Below are 16,770 nucleotides of genomic sequence, written 5' to 3' on the forward strand. Positions count from 1 at the left end.
CCCCAGAAGTACTTCACAAACGGGGCCAGCCATTACTCTCCCTCATCTACGGCATGGGAACGGGCAGCAAACAGGATCGACAGAACCACATGGCAGCGTTTCTTTGTTTCAACGGCCTTCTTGCGACTGCGCCTATCCGGAGAGCCGGGAATGTTCTCCTCTCCGGCCAGGGGCGATTCAATGAAAATTAATTAGCATTCTCTAAGACAAAGCTGGAGGTGGGATCGTCCCGACCTCATCCATCCTTCTGCCTGGAGGCCGCAGACTTCTTGTACCGTTCAATCACGCTGCTCGATCCGAGCTGAAATTGGATGCTGTAAGGCAGTCGGATGATCCGCATGCTCCTCTCGCGCGACGATATCCTTGCCATCTACGACCCGCCGGGAAAGGAGACGCTTCATCTCCTGACAGGTCAGGCCGGTGCTACGCGAAAGCATGTTCAGGCCGACCCATCCCACGGGCTGCCAGGCGCTGATGGACGAGCCCGGCAGCACCACGGCGGCGGCGAGTCCCATCAGGATCGGCCGGGAAAGCCAGCCGAGGCCGCCCAGCCGCAAGCACAAGCGCCCCGCACGCACACCGATCAGCAACCGCGGCATGGCCCGGCCCGCGACAGCCTGACTGGGCTCAGCACCCGCGCTGAGTTCCAGGATCGGTGCGGAGAGGCGGTCGCCGCCGCGAAGCACGCCGGAAATCCGATCGCACTCTTTCTGATGGGCCTTGATCGCTTCAAGGACCTCAACAACATGCTCGGGCACCAGACCGGTGACGCGGTTCTGGTGGAGATCGCCCAGGGCTTGAACTCCTTGCTGAAGACGAGCGACTTGGCAGCCCGTTTCGGCGGGGACGAGTTCGCCCTTATGATGACCGGCCTCTCCTCCCCTACCGACGCTCAACCGCTCGCCAGCCAGCTTCTGGAAATCACGGCGGCATCCGTCCGGCGCAAGGCGCCCAACTTCCGCTCGTCCGCCAGCGTCGGTGTGGCGCTGTATCCGGAGCATGGCTCCAATGTCGACGAACTGATCCAGAATGCCGACATCGCTCTGAGACGCGCCAAGACCGAGGGGAGAGGCCAGACCCAGGTGTTCAGCCAGCCGATGCGAGCAACCCTGGTCGAACGCCTGCAGCAGCTTTCCGCTTTTCAGCGGGCCGTGGAAGTCGGAGAGGTTCGCCCGTATTATCAGCCGCAGATGCGCCTCTCCGATCGCCGCTCCTACGGCTTCGAGGCTTTGGCCCGGTGGGTGCTCCCGGACGGTGAAATTCTCTATCCCGCGCATTTCCAGGCGGCTCTTGAGGACGCTGAATCGGCGATCCTCCTGGGCGACCACATGCTGCAGCGGATCAGCGACGATCTGCGGCGCTGGCAGGATGCCGAAATGCCCGCCTGCAAGATGTCGATCAACGTCACAGCTCCGGAGCTGAAGCGCGGCGATTACCCGGATCGTGTCGCGCGGCTTTTTCAGGCGAAGCGTGTCCCGCTGTCCCAACTGACCGTCGAGATCACTGAATCCGTGCTGCTCGACGAAAAGAACTCCCAGGTCACCGAGACGCTCGCAGATCTGAGAAAGCTCGGGATCTCGATTGCGCTCGACGATTTCGGGACGGGCTTCGCGTCGCTCACGCACCTGAAGAGCTATGCGGTCAACCAGATCAAGATCGATCGGTCGTTCATATCGGACCTGACCTCCAACACCGACGACTGGGCGATCGTGCGGGCAACCCTCAGCCTTGCCCGCAGCCTCGGCATCCAGACTGTGGCCGAAGGGCTCGAGGAAAAGGACCAGCTCAAGTGCCTTCAGTCGCTCGGCTGCGATTTCGGTCAGGGCTTCTTCTTCAGCCGCGCCCTGCCGGCTGACGAGGCAGAAGCCTATTTTCGCATGCACCGCGCCTACAAGAAGGCCCAGCTGCATCAGTTCGTTCTGCCGTCAAGGGAGCCATGAACATCTCCCGGCGTACGGCGCCTTCTGACGCGATCAATCCTGCTCGCCCTCTACGGCGAAGCGGCCCCTTGCGGGCAAAATCAATTCTCGGCGGGCCCTAAGCGGCCCGCGCTGCGTCGAGGAACTGGTCGATATCGTGCTTGAGCCGCTGCAGCTGCTGGTCGAGCGTCTGCTTGGCGGTCGCCACGTTCTGGGAAGCGGCCGCTGCCGACGCGGTGGAGTCGTTCAAGGTCTCGATGCTTTTCACGACGGCCTGGGTATGGCCCGTCGTTTGCTGTACGTTCGCGGCGATCTCGGACGTGACGGCAGCCTGCTCCTCGACCGCAGCCGCAATGGCTGTGGCGATGCCGCTGACATCCTCGATGATCCGCGCGATGTCGTCGATATCGACGGAGTTCCTCTGTGTTGACTCCTGGATCGCTCCGATGCGGGAGCTGATCTCCGTGGTCGCCTTTGCGGTTTGGGTCGCGAGAGACTTCACCTCCTGCGCCACGACCGCGAATCCCTTTCCGGCCTCTCCCGCATGGGCCGCCTCGATGGTGGCATTGAGGGCAAGGAGATTGGTCTGTGCCGCGATCTGACCGATCAGATCAATCACGTCGCCGATCTGTCTCGCCTGCTCGGCAAGACCTGCCACAGCGCCCTTCGTATGGAGGGCGCGTTCGAACGCCAGGCGCGCGACATCGGCCGAGCGGCTTGCCTGCTCGCCGATTTCACGCACGGAAGCCGCCAGTTGCTCGGTCGCGGCGGCACCGGACTGCATATTGAGGGCAGTTTGCTCGGCGGTGTTCGCAACGTCGCCGGCCAACTGGCTGGCAGCGCTGGTCGCAGTATCGAGGGTCATGGCGCTCTGCGAGAGCGCTCCGCTCGCCTCGCCCGAGATCTCAAGGCTTGCCTGGACGGCTTCCGAGAAATGCGCGATGGCGGCAGCAAGGGCCCTTCCCTTCTCCTGGCGCTCCTCGACGAGAGCGTCCTGGTAGACAGAGATGGCGTAATCCATGTCGAGCATGACGGCCTTGTTGATGGCCGTGATCTTGCGCCCGAGGCTCGCGCCATTGAAGCGGTGCTTCGCCGAGAGAACCCCGACGAGTTCGTTCAGGATGAAGGCGTATCCGCCGATGTACCAGCGCGGCTCCAGGCCGATCCTGTGATGGATGAGACCGATCCGACGGATGCTCGCCACATAGTCGGAGTCGAAGCGGCCGCTGAACAGCCGGCCCCAGTGCTGGCTCTGAGCGCCGATGAGGCGCTCCTGCTGGGTCCCGATCAGGGCCGAGAGATGAGGGATCTGATGGACGTGCTCATAGAAGCGTTCGAGGATTCTCGGCATGTCGGCGGAGATGGCCCGCCAGATCGCCTGCAGTTCCCGGCTCGTCTCATGGTCGATGCCGAAAAAGCAAAGCCGATCCTGAAGCGATTGATCCTCCAGCATGCCCTATCCCCAGAACTCTCGTGTTGGCGCGAGAGTTAGGGGTTCGTGGTTAATTTACCCTTGCATCAACCTCGAATCCCGTTCGCAGTGTGCAATCGACGAGAGCTCTGGGCTCTCAAAGGAGGGGGCTCATCAACCGTGCGATGTTCTCGACGATCTTCTTCGAAAGCCTGCGCTTCGCCCACTCCGACCGGACCAGACGATCGCTGGCTGCGAAATAGCGCTCCTGCTCCTCGCGCAGGCGCGCATTGAGATCTCTGTCGAAGAGAACAAGGCTCACCTCGGAATTGAGGATGAAGGAACGCATGTCGATGTTGCTGGAGCCGATCAGCGAAACGCCGTGATCGATGCTCAAGTGCTTGGCATGGAGCAGCTTGTCCCGATAAAGGTGGATCTCGATCCCCGCGTCCAGGAGTTCCGCATAATATGACCTCTGGGCGAGGTTCACCAGGACCTGGTCGACCGGACGGGACAGCACCAGGTGCACTTCGACGCCGCGCAGGACGGCGGTCTGAAGGGCGTGGAGCAAAGCTTCATTCGGGATGAAATAGGGTGTGGTGATGACCACTCTTCTGCGTGCGCCGTGGACAAGTGCTTCGACGAGGCGTTCCACGCCCGCCTCGGGATAGTCCGGGCCGCTCGGCAGAACCTGGGCGACGATCCTGCCGCCCGGTCGGGGCTCAGGGAACAGGGCGGGAGAGTCGAGCACCTCTTCGGTCTCGAGAAACCAGTCGGCTACGAAGACGGCCTGAAGTTCGAGCACGGCCGGGCCGGTCACGCGAACGACGAGTTCCTGGTTCGTCACACGCGGGTTGAAGTCGGAATTCACGATGTTCTGCGAGCCCACATAGCCGACCTCGCCATCGATCACGGCGATCTTCCGGTGGTTGCGGAGGTCGGCCCGCGCCGATTTCCTTCGGAGAAGCCCGACCGGCAGGACGAGGCGAACCGACACGCCGCCCGCTTTCAGGGCTTCGACGACGTTCGCCGACCATGCCCGCGACCCGAGCGCATCGATGAGGACACGGCAGGTGACGCCGCGTCCGACCGCACGTGTCAGCGCGGCGACGACGGCATGACCTGTCTCGTCATCGGCGAAGATATAGAAGAGGAGGTGGACGTGGGATCTCGCCCGGTCGATATCCTCGACGATCCGCCCGATCGTGCCGTCGTAATCCGACAGAAGGTCGGCCCCATTGCCGCCGAGACTGGGAAAGCGTCCGAGATTCTGGATCAGCACGGCCGCCTGGGACAGGTTTGCCGGAAGATCCGGCTGCTCCTTCGCCGTGACCTCCTTGATGCGGTCCGTCGCAGCCTTGAACACGACGGGCAAACGGGCAAACCGCTCCTGCCGCCACTTCGGGTATCCGGGGCGGCCGATCAGAAAGTAGACCAGGAGGGCTGGCCAAGGGAGGAAGAAGAAGAACAGGAGCCACCCTTTTGCGGCTTCGGGCGAGCGCCGGAACGGAACGACGACCAGCATCGCCAGCCGGATCGCCCACTCCGACAGCAGATAGAGGGTCGCCCACGAGATCGTCCCGAAGTAGCTGGTCATGAGGCCCGCAATCATCCCGCACTTGTTCCGCTTCGGTAGCATCGACCGAAGTCGATGACCATAACGACCAGAGATCCTTCTGTCGGAACAGAGCCAAGAATTCGGGCTCCGGATCGAGTCCTTTTCCTATAAGAAGACCATCAAAGACTAAAAGTAATATTATCCACTCTCTGGCTGGAGAGCAGACAAGCCCCTGGGGAAAGGAGTAAATGATCTCACAAGATGATCGATGGAGATTTCGATGACCCAAGACTTTGACGTGATCGGCGCCCTCACCCGGTTTTCGGTCGGCACGATCGATGGCCGCGACGCCATGATGGTGATCGAGCTGGCGACGACGCCGGACGAATTTGCCCGCGGGATCCGGCACCAGATGCCCATCGCCATGACGCCGGCCCATGCCCGCGAATTGGGTAACGCGCTGCTGTTGGCGGCAGAGGCCGCCCAGATGGGGGAAGCAGTCAGCAGCGCGGTGAACTGAGCGCCTTTGCGATTGAGCTGGCAGGCGTGAACTCCTGACAGCCCTGCCGACCGAGCCCTCCGGACAGAGGCTTTGCGAGAGGCCTGTCAGGCGCTCTGAACGTAAAGCGCCGGACGTGTCTAGGCCATCGCGACGGAAGCTTCCCGTACCTTCTCCGTTGCTGTCCCCACCAATGCTGCGGATCGTGCGATGTCGTTCACGGTTCCGCTGATCGTGGATACGCTTTGGGACGCGGTCTGCATCGCATCCGACATCTCTTGCGTGACGGTCGACTGCTCCTCGACGGCGGCCGAAATCCTGAGAGAGATCTCGTTGATCTTCTGGACGGTCTCCGTGATCAGATCGATTGCTTCGACGACCTTCCGCGTTGCTGCCTGATTTTGTTCGATCTGGCTGCTGATTTCCTCCGTCGCCTTTGCGGTCTGGGCAGCGAGACCCTTGACCTCTGAGGCAACTACCGCGAACCCCCGGCCCGCCTCCCCCGCGCGTGCCGCCTCGATCGTCGCGTTCAGCGCCAAAAGATTGGTCTGAGACGCGATGCTCTCGATCAGCGTGATGACTTCGCCGATCTTCTGCGCAGATATTGTGAGACCCGACGCAACATTGGTTGTCCGGCTTCCCTGCCGCACAGCCTCGGTGGAGATGTCGAGGGCGATGCCAACCTGTTGGCCGATTTCGCGGATCGACGCGGCCAATTGCTCCGCACCGGACGCGACGCTCTGCAGGTTCGCCGATGTCTTGTGCGACGCTCCTGCGACGTCGGAGGTGAGAGCGACCACCTCTGAGACGGCGCCGGTGATATCGCCGATGTCTGCAGCGATGGAGCGCTGGAGTTCGGAACGTCTCAGACGCTCATTGACCTGGTTCGTGACGTCGGTCGCGAACTTCACGACCTTGTATGGCCGCCCGTTCATGCCGAGGATGGGATTGTAGGAGGCCTGGATCCAGACCTCTTTCCCTCCTTTGCCGAAGCGCCTGTACTCCGCCGACTGGTACTCGCCCCGCGAAAGCGCAGCCCAGAACTGCCGGTATGGCTCGCTGTCCCTCGAGTTCGGCTCGACGAAGATGTGATGATGCCTGCCCTCGATCTCCTCCAAGGCGTAGCCCATCAAAGACAGAAAATTGTCGTTTGCGGACAGGATCGTTCCATCCAGGGCGAACTCGATGACCGCTTGAGATCGACGGATTGCGTTGATCTGGCTTTCGAACTCGATGTTCCGATGCTTCTGCTGCGTGATGTCGGACGCGATCTTGACGATCTTCCGGGGTTTGCCGTCACGCCCGAGGATCGGGTTGTAGGAAGCCTGGATCCAGACCTCGCGTCCGTCCTTGCCGACGCGCCTGAACTCGGATGAGCGGTACTCACCGGCGGCAAGGGAGGCCCAGAACGCGCGGTATTCCTGGCTGGTCCGTTCACCAGGATCAACGAACATGGAGTGATGCCGGCCGCAGATGTCCTCCAGCCGATAACCCATGCAGGCGAGAAAGTTCTCGTTGGCTGCAAGGATCGTCCCATCAAGGGTGAATTCGATGATGGCCTGCGAGCGGTCGAGCGCCCTCAGCTTCTCTTTCTCCTCGTTGATGAATCCGAAGACGCCCATGTGGCGAGTCCCTCTTGTGCGGACAGACAAAACGATCCCGGCGCCTGACCCGCAGACCGCGCCGAGTGTTCCCTGCCCTGAATCGAATTGGTGTAATTTGGACCAAAATTCCCTAACGTAGCGTAACTTTCTGAGAAAGGATTCTTCGGCCGCTTGGGGAACTGAAGAGCTGATCTGTCCACTGCCTTGAGAATGTCAAGGACACGGGCTCAAGCGACCCTAGAGACGAATTGAAGAGAGACCCCGCTGGAACAGGAGTGAGCACGCTTCCGACAGCCGCAGCCTCGACTTTCCGCCCGATGAGTTTGAGCAAAAAATATGACGGGCGGTCTTCCGACCTGCCCGTCATCCCGTCGACAAATGGATGTGTAGAAGTAATCGACTAAAATAAGTCCAGTGTCCGAAATCAGGAGAGAGGAGCCCCGACAACATCGATATTGTTGGTCTGGCAGGCTTTTATAAGGGCCTCGATCATCTCCGGGGTGGGGGCGCCCATGGCCGGGGGAAGCTCCTCGACCGTGACGGGCCTGCCGGCCATGCGGATCAACCCTTCGAAATCGGGCCCCTTGGTCACGGTCAGGCAGCGGACGCCGTCGGCCGACTCGACACGAAACGTATGGGGGATGCCCTTGGGGGCGACCACAGTTTCACCCGCTCCCACCACAATCTGCTCCTGGCCCACCTGGAAGCGCATCTTCCCTTCGATGATATGGAAGATCTCATCCTCGTTGCGATGGACATGCATCGGAGGCGAGTCGCCATGGGGCATGCGGTGCTCAATGACCGCGGTGCCGTCGCGACCATGGCTGGAACTCAGAAGAATCTTGACCAGAGTGTTGCCGAACCACAGGGCTTCCGCTTTTCTGGATGATACCTGATTGGACATGGTAATAACTCCTATCTAATCTTGTTTGGACTGCAATTTTCGAGTTTTCGTCCTTCCCCTTGGTTAGGTCTGAGAGGACTTGAATGGAAATCGAATGTTGCTATGGGGCCTATTAGATTCATGAATTTTGCTGCGTTCGACCTGAACCTCATCCACGTTTTCGACGCGCTTATGCGAGAGCGGAGCGTGACGCGCGCCGGCGAAGCCCTCGGCCTCAGCCAGCCGGCCGTCAGCGCCGCCCTCAATCGGCTGCGGCACCTTCTTGACGATCAGCTCTTCGTTCGTCGCGGGAACGACATGGTTCCCACCCCGCGGGCCGAGAACCTGGCCGAGCCGATCCGCGACGCGCTCGGCAAGCTCGAGTCCGCTCTTGCAGGCGACAGGACCTTCGATCCCGGCGCGGCGGAGCGCACGTTCACGCTATTGGGCGCGGACTTCTTTTCGATGCTGCTGATGCCGGATCTCGCAACCCGCATCGCCGCCAAGGCGCCGAAGATCGCCTTGCGTTTTCTGGACAGCGCCAAGGGCGACATCACCCGCCTCCTCCAGGAGGATTCGATCGATGCGGCTCTCGAGCGGCCTTTGACAATTCCGGACTGGATCGCGACGGAACTGCTGTTCGCGTCGCCATTCGCGATCATCGCGCCGGCCGGCCACCCGGCGCTGGCCGGAAAGGTCCGGCCAGGATCCGCCTTTCCACTCGACCTCTTCTGCGAAATGCCGCACGCGATCCGATCGATCGACGGCAGCATGCAGGGCTACATCGACGATGCTCTGTCGAGCCTCGGCCGCAAGCGAAGGGTGAGCCTCGCGCTGCCGCACTTCCAGAGCGTCGCGCTTGTCGTGGCCAAGGGAAAATTCATTGCGGCAGTCCCGTCGCAATTCGCCCACGTGGTGGCGCCGTCGCTCAACCTCGCCGTCTTCGAGCCGCCGATTCCGGTGCCGATCCCCGAGATCAAGCTCTACTGGCATAACCGTCATACCGACAATCCGGCACACCGCTGGCTGAGGCAGCAGATCCTGGAGAGTGTCCGGGCAATCTGGAGCGAGCCCGACGATCAGGCGTCGTCTTGAAGCCCGCATCTGCCGGATCGAAAACAGAAGCCCGCGCATAACCTTGCACGGGCTTTCAAGTTGTCGACGCGGAAAACCAGATTGTCGATCAAAACATCTTGGTCATTGAAACTCTATCGTGATGGCGGCAGAGCCGGTATCGGCGACTTCACGGGGCTGGCGTAGAGACGTCGAAGATATGGTGCGGCGAACTCCGACGAAGGCGCACGGTTCGGGAGCCAGCTTCTTCGACCATGACCATCTGCCTCCACGAATGATCCGACGCCCCGGCGAAAGGATCGGGCATTGCAGTGCTGCCCCTGACCAGGGAGGACAGGATGGGAGCCAGAAGAAAGATCGCAAAGGCGGAGAGATACTCCACGGCGGCCCAGAGGCTTCCGCCGCTCTCCTCCAGGGGAGTCCAGGGCCGGGAGCCCGGGAGGGTCAACAAGGCAAGCCCTGCCAAGGCGACGGTGCCCAGCCATATCCACCGATCCGACAGCATCAGGAGCAGGCCGGTCAGCTGCACGACGATGATCGCGAAGATCAGGAGCGTCTCTGCCTGCGCGAAGGACGCAGTGGTCGTCTCGAAATCGCTGTCGAAGGCTGCCAGGCGGCCGAAGCCACTGCCCCACAACAGAACCGTCAGTCCTGCGCAACTGAGGACCACGATCCAACGGGACGCCAGAACACGAACAAGAATCGCCGACACGGACTTGCCTCACCCACTGATGCCGCATGAGCGGCAACCCTGGGGCCGGTTATAGGAATCCCAGGGGAAGGCGGGTATCCCCGATTCCGGGAGGGTCAGATCAGTCCGCGACGGGACGCTTCCAGCGCCGCCTCGGCTCGGGACGAGATCTTCAGTTTTCGGTAGATGGTTTTGACATAGGTCGCCACCGTATGCTCCGTCAGGCCGAGGCGATAGGCCACCTCGGGCACACGGGAGCCGACTCCCAGGAGGGCGAGAACCTCCATCTCCCGTGGCGTGAGCGCCTCGCCCTGCTCGGGAGCCTTGCTCCTTGCGCCCGACTTTTCCCGAAAATACGAGAACATGCGGCGTGCAATCGACGGTGAAACCGGCGGTTCTCCGCTTTCGATCCGACGCAGGTAATGAGCCAGCACGGCCTGCTCCTGGTTCTTGAGCAGATATCCCTGAGCGCCGGCGGCGATCGCGTCGAAGAGATGGTCGTCGTCGTCGAAGATCGTCGCAACGATCGGAATGATGCCGGGGCAGCAATCGACAAGCTCACGGATCAGGTCGATCCCCGAGCCGTCGGGCAGGCCGATATCGACCAACGCCAGCCTGACCTTGGCCAGACGCTCGGCTCCCGCGGCCGACAGCCATGCACGTGCCGTGGCAAGGGTCGGAAAGGCTTCGATCTGCTGTTCCGGAAAGGTCTGCCTCAGAACGGCACATAGCCACTCCCGGGTGTCAGGCAGATCCTCGATCACCAGCGCAAAAGAGGGTTCTGCATTCATGTTTGGCGGCAATGGTTCCTGGTCCATGGAAACAGATTTCGAAACAACATAACTAATTCGACCGGGGCGACAGGCAAGATGACCGGTCGCCGAGCCCCTCCCTGAATCGGGATGTAGTGTAGCAGCACACATCACGATATGATATTCAGTTTTCGTCCAAAACCTGTATCCTCCGTCGTTCAGCAAGCGATTGCCGAAGCGCGTCTGAGCTTCAACCTGTGCGTAGATCTCCCCTGTTCGTCATTTTGGCCGCTCTCGTTTGTGGAGCCCTCACCTCGGCCGGCGCCGTCTGGATGGCGCTTCAGCCGCCCTGGCTCGGGTTGCGGCTGGCGCCGGGTCAGACCAGCGATACCGTCCTGGTCCTCGCCGTCCACCCGACCGGACCGTCATCCCACCTGCGCGAGCCTCGCTTTCTGAAGGCTCTCGACGGCTTTCCCCTCAAAGCCTCCGATCTGACGGAGGACCCCGATCAGCTCTCGCCTTATTCGTCCGTCGAAGCCTTCATGGACAGGCAGGCGCTGCTCCGCTCGGCCTTGGAGAAGCCATCCCTGCGCATCGGCTTCGAGAACGCCGCTGGATATCAGACGGAATCGACCATCTCTCCGAGGCCGCGGCCTCTCTCCGATCTGCCGGCCGGGTTCTGGATCCAGATCGCATGCGGGCTCGGCGGGCTGCTGATCAGCACTTGGATCTGGGCCCTACGCCAAGGCGACGCCGGGGCGCGCCTCTTCGGCCTGAGCGGCATCGGCCTCTTTCTGTCCGCCACCATGGCGGCGGTCTACAGCAGCCGCGAGATTGCGCTAGGAGGGATGCTCTTCCAGGCGCTTTCGTTCACCAACCATCTTGGAGGGCTCATCTGCAGCGGGGGTCTCGCACTTCTCTTCCTCGTCTATCCCCGCCGGCTCGTAGGCCCCCGAACCCTGCAGCTCATCGCCTGCGTGGGCCTCGCCTGGTTCCTCCTCGACGCGTTCCACTGGCTCCCGAGTCCGACCTACGGAATTCATGGCCTCGTCGCCACCTTCTTCATCCTGATCTTCGTGGCGATCGCCGCCCAGTGGATCGCCACAGCGCGGGATCCAGCCTCACGGGCGATCATCCGCTGGCTCGGCACCTGCGTGGCGATCGGAACCTGCACGTTCATCGCTTTCGTGAGCGGCCCCCTCCTGCTCGGGCTGGAGCCGGTCCTAAGCCAGGCGGCTGCCTTCATCTTCCTGGTCCTGATCTATGCCGGCATCGCCGTGGGCGTGAGCCGCTATCGGCTGTTCGAACTCGGCGAATGGGCCTTCCGCCTCGCCTTCTACTTCGCCGCAGCCCTGATGCTCTTCGCCATCGATGCGGCCCTCATCTTCGTTCTGAGGCTCGATTACGGCCTTTCGCTCGGCTTGTCCTTCCTGGTCGTGGGCTTCGGCTATCTGCCCCTCAGGGACTTTCTCTGGCGCCGTCTCACGGCGACGCCGAACGTGTCGAACGAGGAACTGTTTCAACGGATTGTCGAGGTGGTGCTGTCGCCCTCGCCGGAGGTGAGGTCCCAACGCTGGCGCGACCTGATGGAGCGCCTCTTCGATCCCCTCGAGGCAGAAGTTCTCACCGAGCCGGTTCCCGCACCCGTCATCGGCCACGATGGCCTGGAGATGATCCTGCCGACCACCTCGGTTTCCCCTGCCCTCGCCCTCCGCTATCCCTGGGGAGGAAGAGGGTTGTTCAATCCGAACCACGTAGCGGTTGCGGCACAGGCCACCGCGCTGGTCCAGCAGGCGGACAACAGCCGCCAGGCCTTCGAGCGCGGCGCCATGGAAGAGCGTCGACGCATCGCCCGGGACCTGCACGATGATGTGGGAGCCCGCCTCCTGACCAGCCTCCACAAGCCGGATCTGCCCGAGACCCGGGAAACGATCCGCTCTGCGATGGCCGATTTGCGGGTGGTGATCGGCGGATTGACGGGCAAGACCCGCCCTCTGGGCGAGGTGCTGGCCGATCTGCGGCATGAGACGATCGAGCGGGTGGAAGCGGCCGGTCTGCGGATCTCATGGCCGGCCGCCGAAGACTTCAACCCTACCCTGCTCGCGTACGGCACGTACAACAACCTCGTTTCCACCATGCGGGAAATCGTGAGCAATGCCCTGAAGCACGCGCAAGCGAGCATGATCACCGTTCGCGTGACTGCAAAGGGGGAGCGCGTGCAGATCGAGGTCGGCGACGACGGCGTCGGTCTGCCGCAGGCCGCGAGCTCGCGGCTGTCCTCGGGCCTGGGCCTTTCCAGCACGGCCCAGAGAATGGCCGATATCGGGGGGAGCCTCACCGTCGCGGCGGACGGACCCGGCACCACGATCAGCCTCGAGTTTCCGATTTCTCCGGTTACGGCACCTACGGAAGATGCTCTGACCGCCGCGTCGGACGCCAGCCGGCCCTGAGGCGCCGAAGAGGAAAGCCTGTCCGCGGCCATTGACGGGACCAATCGGCCCGGCGCAGAGCAATTCCGTGCATACGACACAGGCCGCGATGGTGCTCTTGACGCCGCCCCCACGGCTGGAGGCGCTTATGCCGGCGCATCCGTCTTCAAACGGCGGGAGCGTGTTCTGCAGCATCGCCTGCCGCAGAGTTCCCAAACAGGCAGCTGCCCTCCATCCACGTCATCAATGAGCTGCATGCGATCATTCGATTGGTCCTAAGGCCCAAATCCGCGCATTTTACCTTAGGAAACAACTCCAGTGCGTTCTTTCACTGAACGTATCCTCTTCTGGTTGCGGCAGGCATATCGGCATGAACGACCCTCACGCTCAACCACCCTTCTCTTCCGGAGCCGCCTCGGCAGTCCGTTTCGCGCTGACGTCGGTCTTCTGGGCACATGCGCTTGTCATTCTGGCGGGGCCGTACAGCGATCTGAGCGCCTTGCGATCTCCGGGCGCAGACACGATGCGCTTCTACCTCCTCATGATCGTCGGCCTGCAGCTGTCGGGCTCTTTGCTCACGGCGGCCAACCGCAGCGTCTGGATCGGAATCTCCGCGCTGGCCGCACAGCTCGTCATCACCCTGTCTGTAGAACGCAGTGGAAGCGGTCTTGAGGCGCCAGGCGCCCTCCCCCAAGCGCAACTGATCCTCGTTCAGATCGCAGCCTTGGCTTGCATTGTCGGGATCACCTTGGTCCAATCAATCCGAACCACAATCCCGTCCATCTTGACCGCGGACGAACTCACCCGCCGTAGCGGGCCGAAACCAGGCAACTGGCGGTATATTTGAGCTTCAACATCTCCATCGGGACCGTCGACCCACAAAACCCGCCTCAACTCCAAACAAGCCTGCCCGAGGCGGAATCTCCGTTCCGTATCGGCGTTGCTCCCATTGCCGTAAACAGAAGCCCCGAAGGTGCGGCTGGCAGCGACGCAGGCCAGCCGCGGCTGGTCCCGCGGTAATGGACATTCGACGTCCCACTAGGCCAGCATCTCGGTACACTGGCAAAAGGAGCTTGTTCGTTGCCTGCTCTGCACAAGGGCCGAACAGATACGAGGAGCGACTTGGGATCTGCCGGAGGTTGAAGAGCTTCTCGTAGAAGGCTGCCCACTCGTTCAGGCGCCCGCGATAGACGTTGTGGGTCAGGTGGTCGATGTAGTGCAGGCCGACCCCGTGCGGGCGGGGATCGGGTTCGCCAAGCCACTCGAAGTCCACGTCGTAGATCGAGCCCTTCTGGCCGTAGCGGTCGACCAGGTAGATCTGGAGCCCGCCGATGCCCTCGATGGCCGGGATCTCCAGCTCGTTGGGGCCAGTCTGGGTCTGGACCGGCTTGGCGCCGAGCTTCAGGGCCCGGTCATAGGCGTATTGCGCGTCCACCACCCGGAAGGCCATCGCCGGGGCCGATCGGATGCGGTGAAAGACCTGGAGCAGACGGATCGAGACCGGGCACGAGATCCATCACTCTGCCCGCATCCAAAAATGGCAAAGCCTCCGCAACTCAGTGCAGAGGCTTCGCTTCTTTTCATGCCCCTCGATGAGCCGAAGCGACACTTCCGATAGCTTGGAGCGGTTCGTTTGACAGTTCCAGTTTCAGCATGTGCTGAGGCCGAAGGTTTCGAGGTCAACTCAAAGATGCTGACCTCGAAAACCTGCCGACCCGAACGCCACCGCTCGGGCCCACCGGGACAGAGCCCCTCCCATAGCAGGACGGGAGGGGCATTGATTGTCGTCAGATGAAGAAGAAGTCCTTCCAGGTGAGGGTCGTGCCCTCGCCCTTCTGGAGCTTGAGGCTGGCGATCTCCACCATGGCGGCCGAGCCGGAGCCGTCCACGTCGAAGTACAGCTTCTTGGTCCGGGCGTTGTAGATGAAGAAGTCGTCCTTGTCGGCGGCCTTGTCGCCCACCTTGAAGAAGCTCGCCTTCATCTTCACCGGCTTGTCGAGCGACGCCCCCTTGTTCTTCAGGTACTTGGCGATGGTCTTGTTGGTGAATGCCGCATCGTCGAACCAGATGCTGTCGTACTTCGGCCCGAAGTCGAGGATCTGGTCCTTGCTCTTGTTGGCCAGCGACTTGTTCGGCTTGCCCTTGGCATCGATCAGCTTGGTGTCGAACACGAACGCATCCTGACTCGTCTTGCCCTTGCCGCCGGTGAGCTTGTCCTTGCCCTCGCCGCCGCCGAGCACGTCGTTGCCGGCTTCGCCCTTGAGGATGTCGTTTCCACCCCGACCAAGCAGCCGGTCGTTGCCGAGCCCGCCCGAGAGGCTGTCATTGCCAGCCCCGCCCCAGAACACGTCATGGTCAGCCGAACCGGCGGTGATCTCCGTCGGGCCCACGTCGAGCACCGAGATGGTGAGGTCCTTGTCGACCACATGCGTGCCGTCGCTGACCCTCACCTTAATGGTGTGGGAGGCCGCCTGCTCGTAGTCGAGCTTGAAGCCGTTCTCGACCAGGATCTGGTTGCCATCGAGCTTGAAGCGCCCGCCGGCATTGTCGAGGAGCGTGTAGGTGAGCCGGTCGCCGTCCGGGTCGGTCGAGGAGAGCGTGCCCACAAGCGTGCCCGCCGCCTCGTATTCCTTGGCCGTAGCGTTACTAAGGGTCGGAGCCGTCGGGGGGGCGTTCTGAGGTCTATCATCGTTGGTAATTGTGCCAAGACCGCTGGCGTCGCCGATGGTTGCTCCTACCGCGTTGGTCAGGTTGATCGTGAAGGTCTCGTTGCCCTCCAGATCCGTGTCTCCCGCCACCTGAACGGTGATCGTCTGCTCCGTCTGACCCGCTTGGAAGACCACCGCACCATTGATTGGCTGGCCGGCGGCGAGGTCACTCGCGCCCGTTGTAATATGATTGAGCGTCCATTCGACGGTAGCACCCTGTGAGAGGTTGCTTCCCGAACGAGTGACGATAAAGGTCATCGAGCGAGTACCGCCATTCCCCTCCTCGATCGTCACATCCCCGATCGAGAGTACCGGAGGAAGAGGAGGATCGTCGTCATTCCTGATCGTTGCTTGAGCGCTGCCAGCGCCAGTCGCGATCACGGCATCCGTAGGATTAAAGAGGCGAACGGAGAAGGTTTCATCCTCCTCATCGTCCGTATCGCCGATCACGGTTACGGTAATCTGGGCCGTTTCCTGACCCAAGTCGAAATCTATGGTTCCGCTGGTAACACCAGTAAAGTCACTGGCTGCTGCAGGATTGAGGCCTATTCCAGCCAGATCCCAGTCCACGTGTGAAGTCGTTCCAGCCGCATTGGTGCGGGTGACCGTGAAGACATAGGTCGTCGTTCCGGAATTTCCTTCGTTCTGGACGGCTTGAACGGCGGTGATCGATAGCGCTGGGGTTCCTGCCGGAACGTCATCGTTATTGATCAGATTGTTCACGCTTCCCGTGCCGATGGTAGCACCCGTTGCATCGGAGAGGGAGACGGTGAACTGCTCGTTCGCCTCCGGGTCCGTATCGCCGACGACTGTGACCGTGAAGGACTTGCTGACCTCTCCGTCTGCGAACGTGATCGTTCCGTTCATTGGCCCGGTGAAGTCGCCATTCGAAGCCGGGTTGTTGCCGGATCCCATGGCTGACCAAAGAACCGTGGAGGAGCCGATATCGCTGCTGCGGGTCACCGTGTAGGTGTAGGTGACGGTTCCAGAATCACCTTCATTCAGGCCCGTTTGGCCTGCCGTAAGAGTGAGCACCGGCAGGTCGTTACTGATGAGTGTGCCGGTGGCCGAGCCGTCGCCCAGCACCGCGTTGCCGTTCGTCGGCACCGCCAGATTGAGCGTAAATGTTTCATTTCGTTCAATTTCCGTGTCGTCCGCCACCGGCAGGGTGATCGTCGCGTTCGCCTGGCCGGCCCCGAACACCACCGTGTTCGTCGGCAGCGTGCCGAAGTCGCCCGCCGC

Annotated in this window: 13 protein-coding genes; 5 read left to right on the plus strand and 8 right to left on the minus strand. The window is 61.9% G+C overall.

Going from position 1 to position 16,770, the window contains the following annotated elements; translation table 11 throughout:
* The first annotated feature begins 338 nt into the window (after positions 1–338).
* Entirely contained in the window at positions 339–1,940 is a 1,602-nt protein-coding gene (locus DES45_RS21155) for a putative bifunctional diguanylate cyclase/phosphodiesterase (protein ID WP_170151586.1), read from the plus strand.
* 97 nt (positions 1,941–2,037) lie between these two features.
* Here the strand turns inward: DES45_RS21155 and DES45_RS21160 are convergent, their stop codons facing one another.
* Positions 2,038–3,372: a globin-coupled sensor protein gene (locus tag DES45_RS21160; RefSeq protein ID WP_114772339.1), complete on the minus strand. Its 1,335-nt coding sequence runs from the start codon at positions 3,370–3,372 to the stop codon at positions 2,038–2,040.
* A gap of 115 nt (positions 3,373–3,487) precedes the next feature.
* Positions 3,488–4,927 carry a cardiolipin synthase gene (gene cls, locus DES45_RS21165; RefSeq protein WP_114772414.1) on the minus strand — a complete coding sequence of 480 codons (1,440 nt, stop codon included), beginning with the start codon at positions 4,925–4,927 and terminating at the stop codon, positions 3,488–3,490.
* Between the two features lie 241 nt (positions 4,928–5,168).
* Here cls and DES45_RS21170 point away from each other — a divergent pair, with 241 nt between their 5' ends.
* Positions 5,169–5,408 carry a hypothetical protein gene (locus tag DES45_RS21170; RefSeq protein ID WP_147282459.1) on the plus strand — a complete coding sequence of 80 codons (240 nt, stop codon included), beginning with the start codon at positions 5,169–5,171 and terminating at the stop codon, positions 5,406–5,408.
* Between the two features lie 119 nt (positions 5,409–5,527).
* Here the strand turns inward: DES45_RS21170 and DES45_RS21175 are convergent, their stop codons facing one another.
* Both DES45_RS21175 and DES45_RS21180 read right to left on the minus strand, forming a co-directional pair.
* Positions 5,528–7,009, minus strand: a complete 1,482-nt coding sequence (locus DES45_RS21175) for a methyl-accepting chemotaxis protein (protein ID WP_114772343.1) — start codon at positions 7,007–7,009, stop codon at positions 5,528–5,530.
* Between the two features lie 406 nt (positions 7,010–7,415).
* The gene (locus DES45_RS21180) at positions 7,416–7,895 is read right to left on the minus strand and encodes a cupin domain-containing protein (protein ID WP_114772345.1); all 480 of its coding nucleotides are present in this window, start codon (positions 7,893–7,895) and stop codon (positions 7,416–7,418) included.
* A gap of 120 nt (positions 7,896–8,015) precedes the next feature.
* Between DES45_RS21180 and DES45_RS21185 the strand changes: the two genes are divergently transcribed.
* Positions 8,016–8,969: a LysR family transcriptional regulator gene (locus DES45_RS21185; RefSeq protein ID WP_114772347.1), complete on the plus strand. Its 954-nt coding sequence runs from the start codon at positions 8,016–8,018 to the stop codon at positions 8,967–8,969.
* Between the two features lie 148 nt (positions 8,970–9,117).
* Here the strand turns inward: DES45_RS21185 and DES45_RS21190 are convergent, their stop codons facing one another.
* The gene (locus DES45_RS21190) at positions 9,118–9,660 is read right to left on the minus strand and encodes a hypothetical protein (protein WP_114772349.1); all 543 of its coding nucleotides are present in this window, start codon (positions 9,658–9,660) and stop codon (positions 9,118–9,120) included.
* 95 nt (positions 9,661–9,755) lie between these two features.
* The gene (locus DES45_RS21195; RefSeq protein ID WP_245571824.1) at positions 9,756–10,616 is read right to left on the minus strand and encodes a LuxR C-terminal-related transcriptional regulator; all 861 of its coding nucleotides are present in this window, start codon (positions 10,614–10,616) and stop codon (positions 9,756–9,758) included.
* A 32-nt stretch (positions 10,617–10,648) separates the two neighbouring features.
* On the opposite strand from DES45_RS21195, the gene DES45_RS21200 reads away from it, so the two are divergent.
* Positions 10,649–12,841 carry a sensor histidine kinase gene (locus DES45_RS21200; protein WP_147282460.1) on the plus strand — a complete coding sequence of 731 codons (2,193 nt, stop codon included), beginning with the start codon at positions 10,649–10,651 and terminating at the stop codon, positions 12,839–12,841.
* A 349-nt stretch (positions 12,842–13,190) separates the two neighbouring features.
* Positions 13,191–13,667 carry a hypothetical protein gene (locus DES45_RS21205; RefSeq protein WP_114772355.1) on the plus strand — a complete coding sequence of 159 codons (477 nt, stop codon included), beginning with the start codon at positions 13,191–13,193 and terminating at the stop codon, positions 13,665–13,667.
* A gap of 3 nt (positions 13,668–13,670) precedes the next feature.
* Here DES45_RS21205 and DES45_RS21210 read toward each other — a convergent pair whose 3' ends face one another.
* Together DES45_RS21210 and DES45_RS25270 are read right to left on the minus strand one after the other, a co-directional pair.
* Positions 13,671–14,270, minus strand: coding sequence for a hypothetical protein (locus tag DES45_RS21210; RefSeq protein ID WP_114772357.1), 600 nt, complete (start codon positions 14,268–14,270; stop codon positions 13,671–13,673).
* Between the two features lie 337 nt (positions 14,271–14,607).
* Positions 14,608–16,731, minus strand: coding sequence for a Calx-beta domain-containing protein (locus tag DES45_RS25270; RefSeq protein WP_210210248.1), 2,124 nt, complete (start codon positions 16,729–16,731; stop codon positions 14,608–14,610).
* Positions 16,732–16,770: the final 39 nt, after the last annotated feature.

Source organism: Microvirga subterranea, from assembly GCF_003350535.1.
Lineage (GTDB): Bacteria > Pseudomonadota > Alphaproteobacteria > Rhizobiales > Beijerinckiaceae > Microvirga > Microvirga subterranea.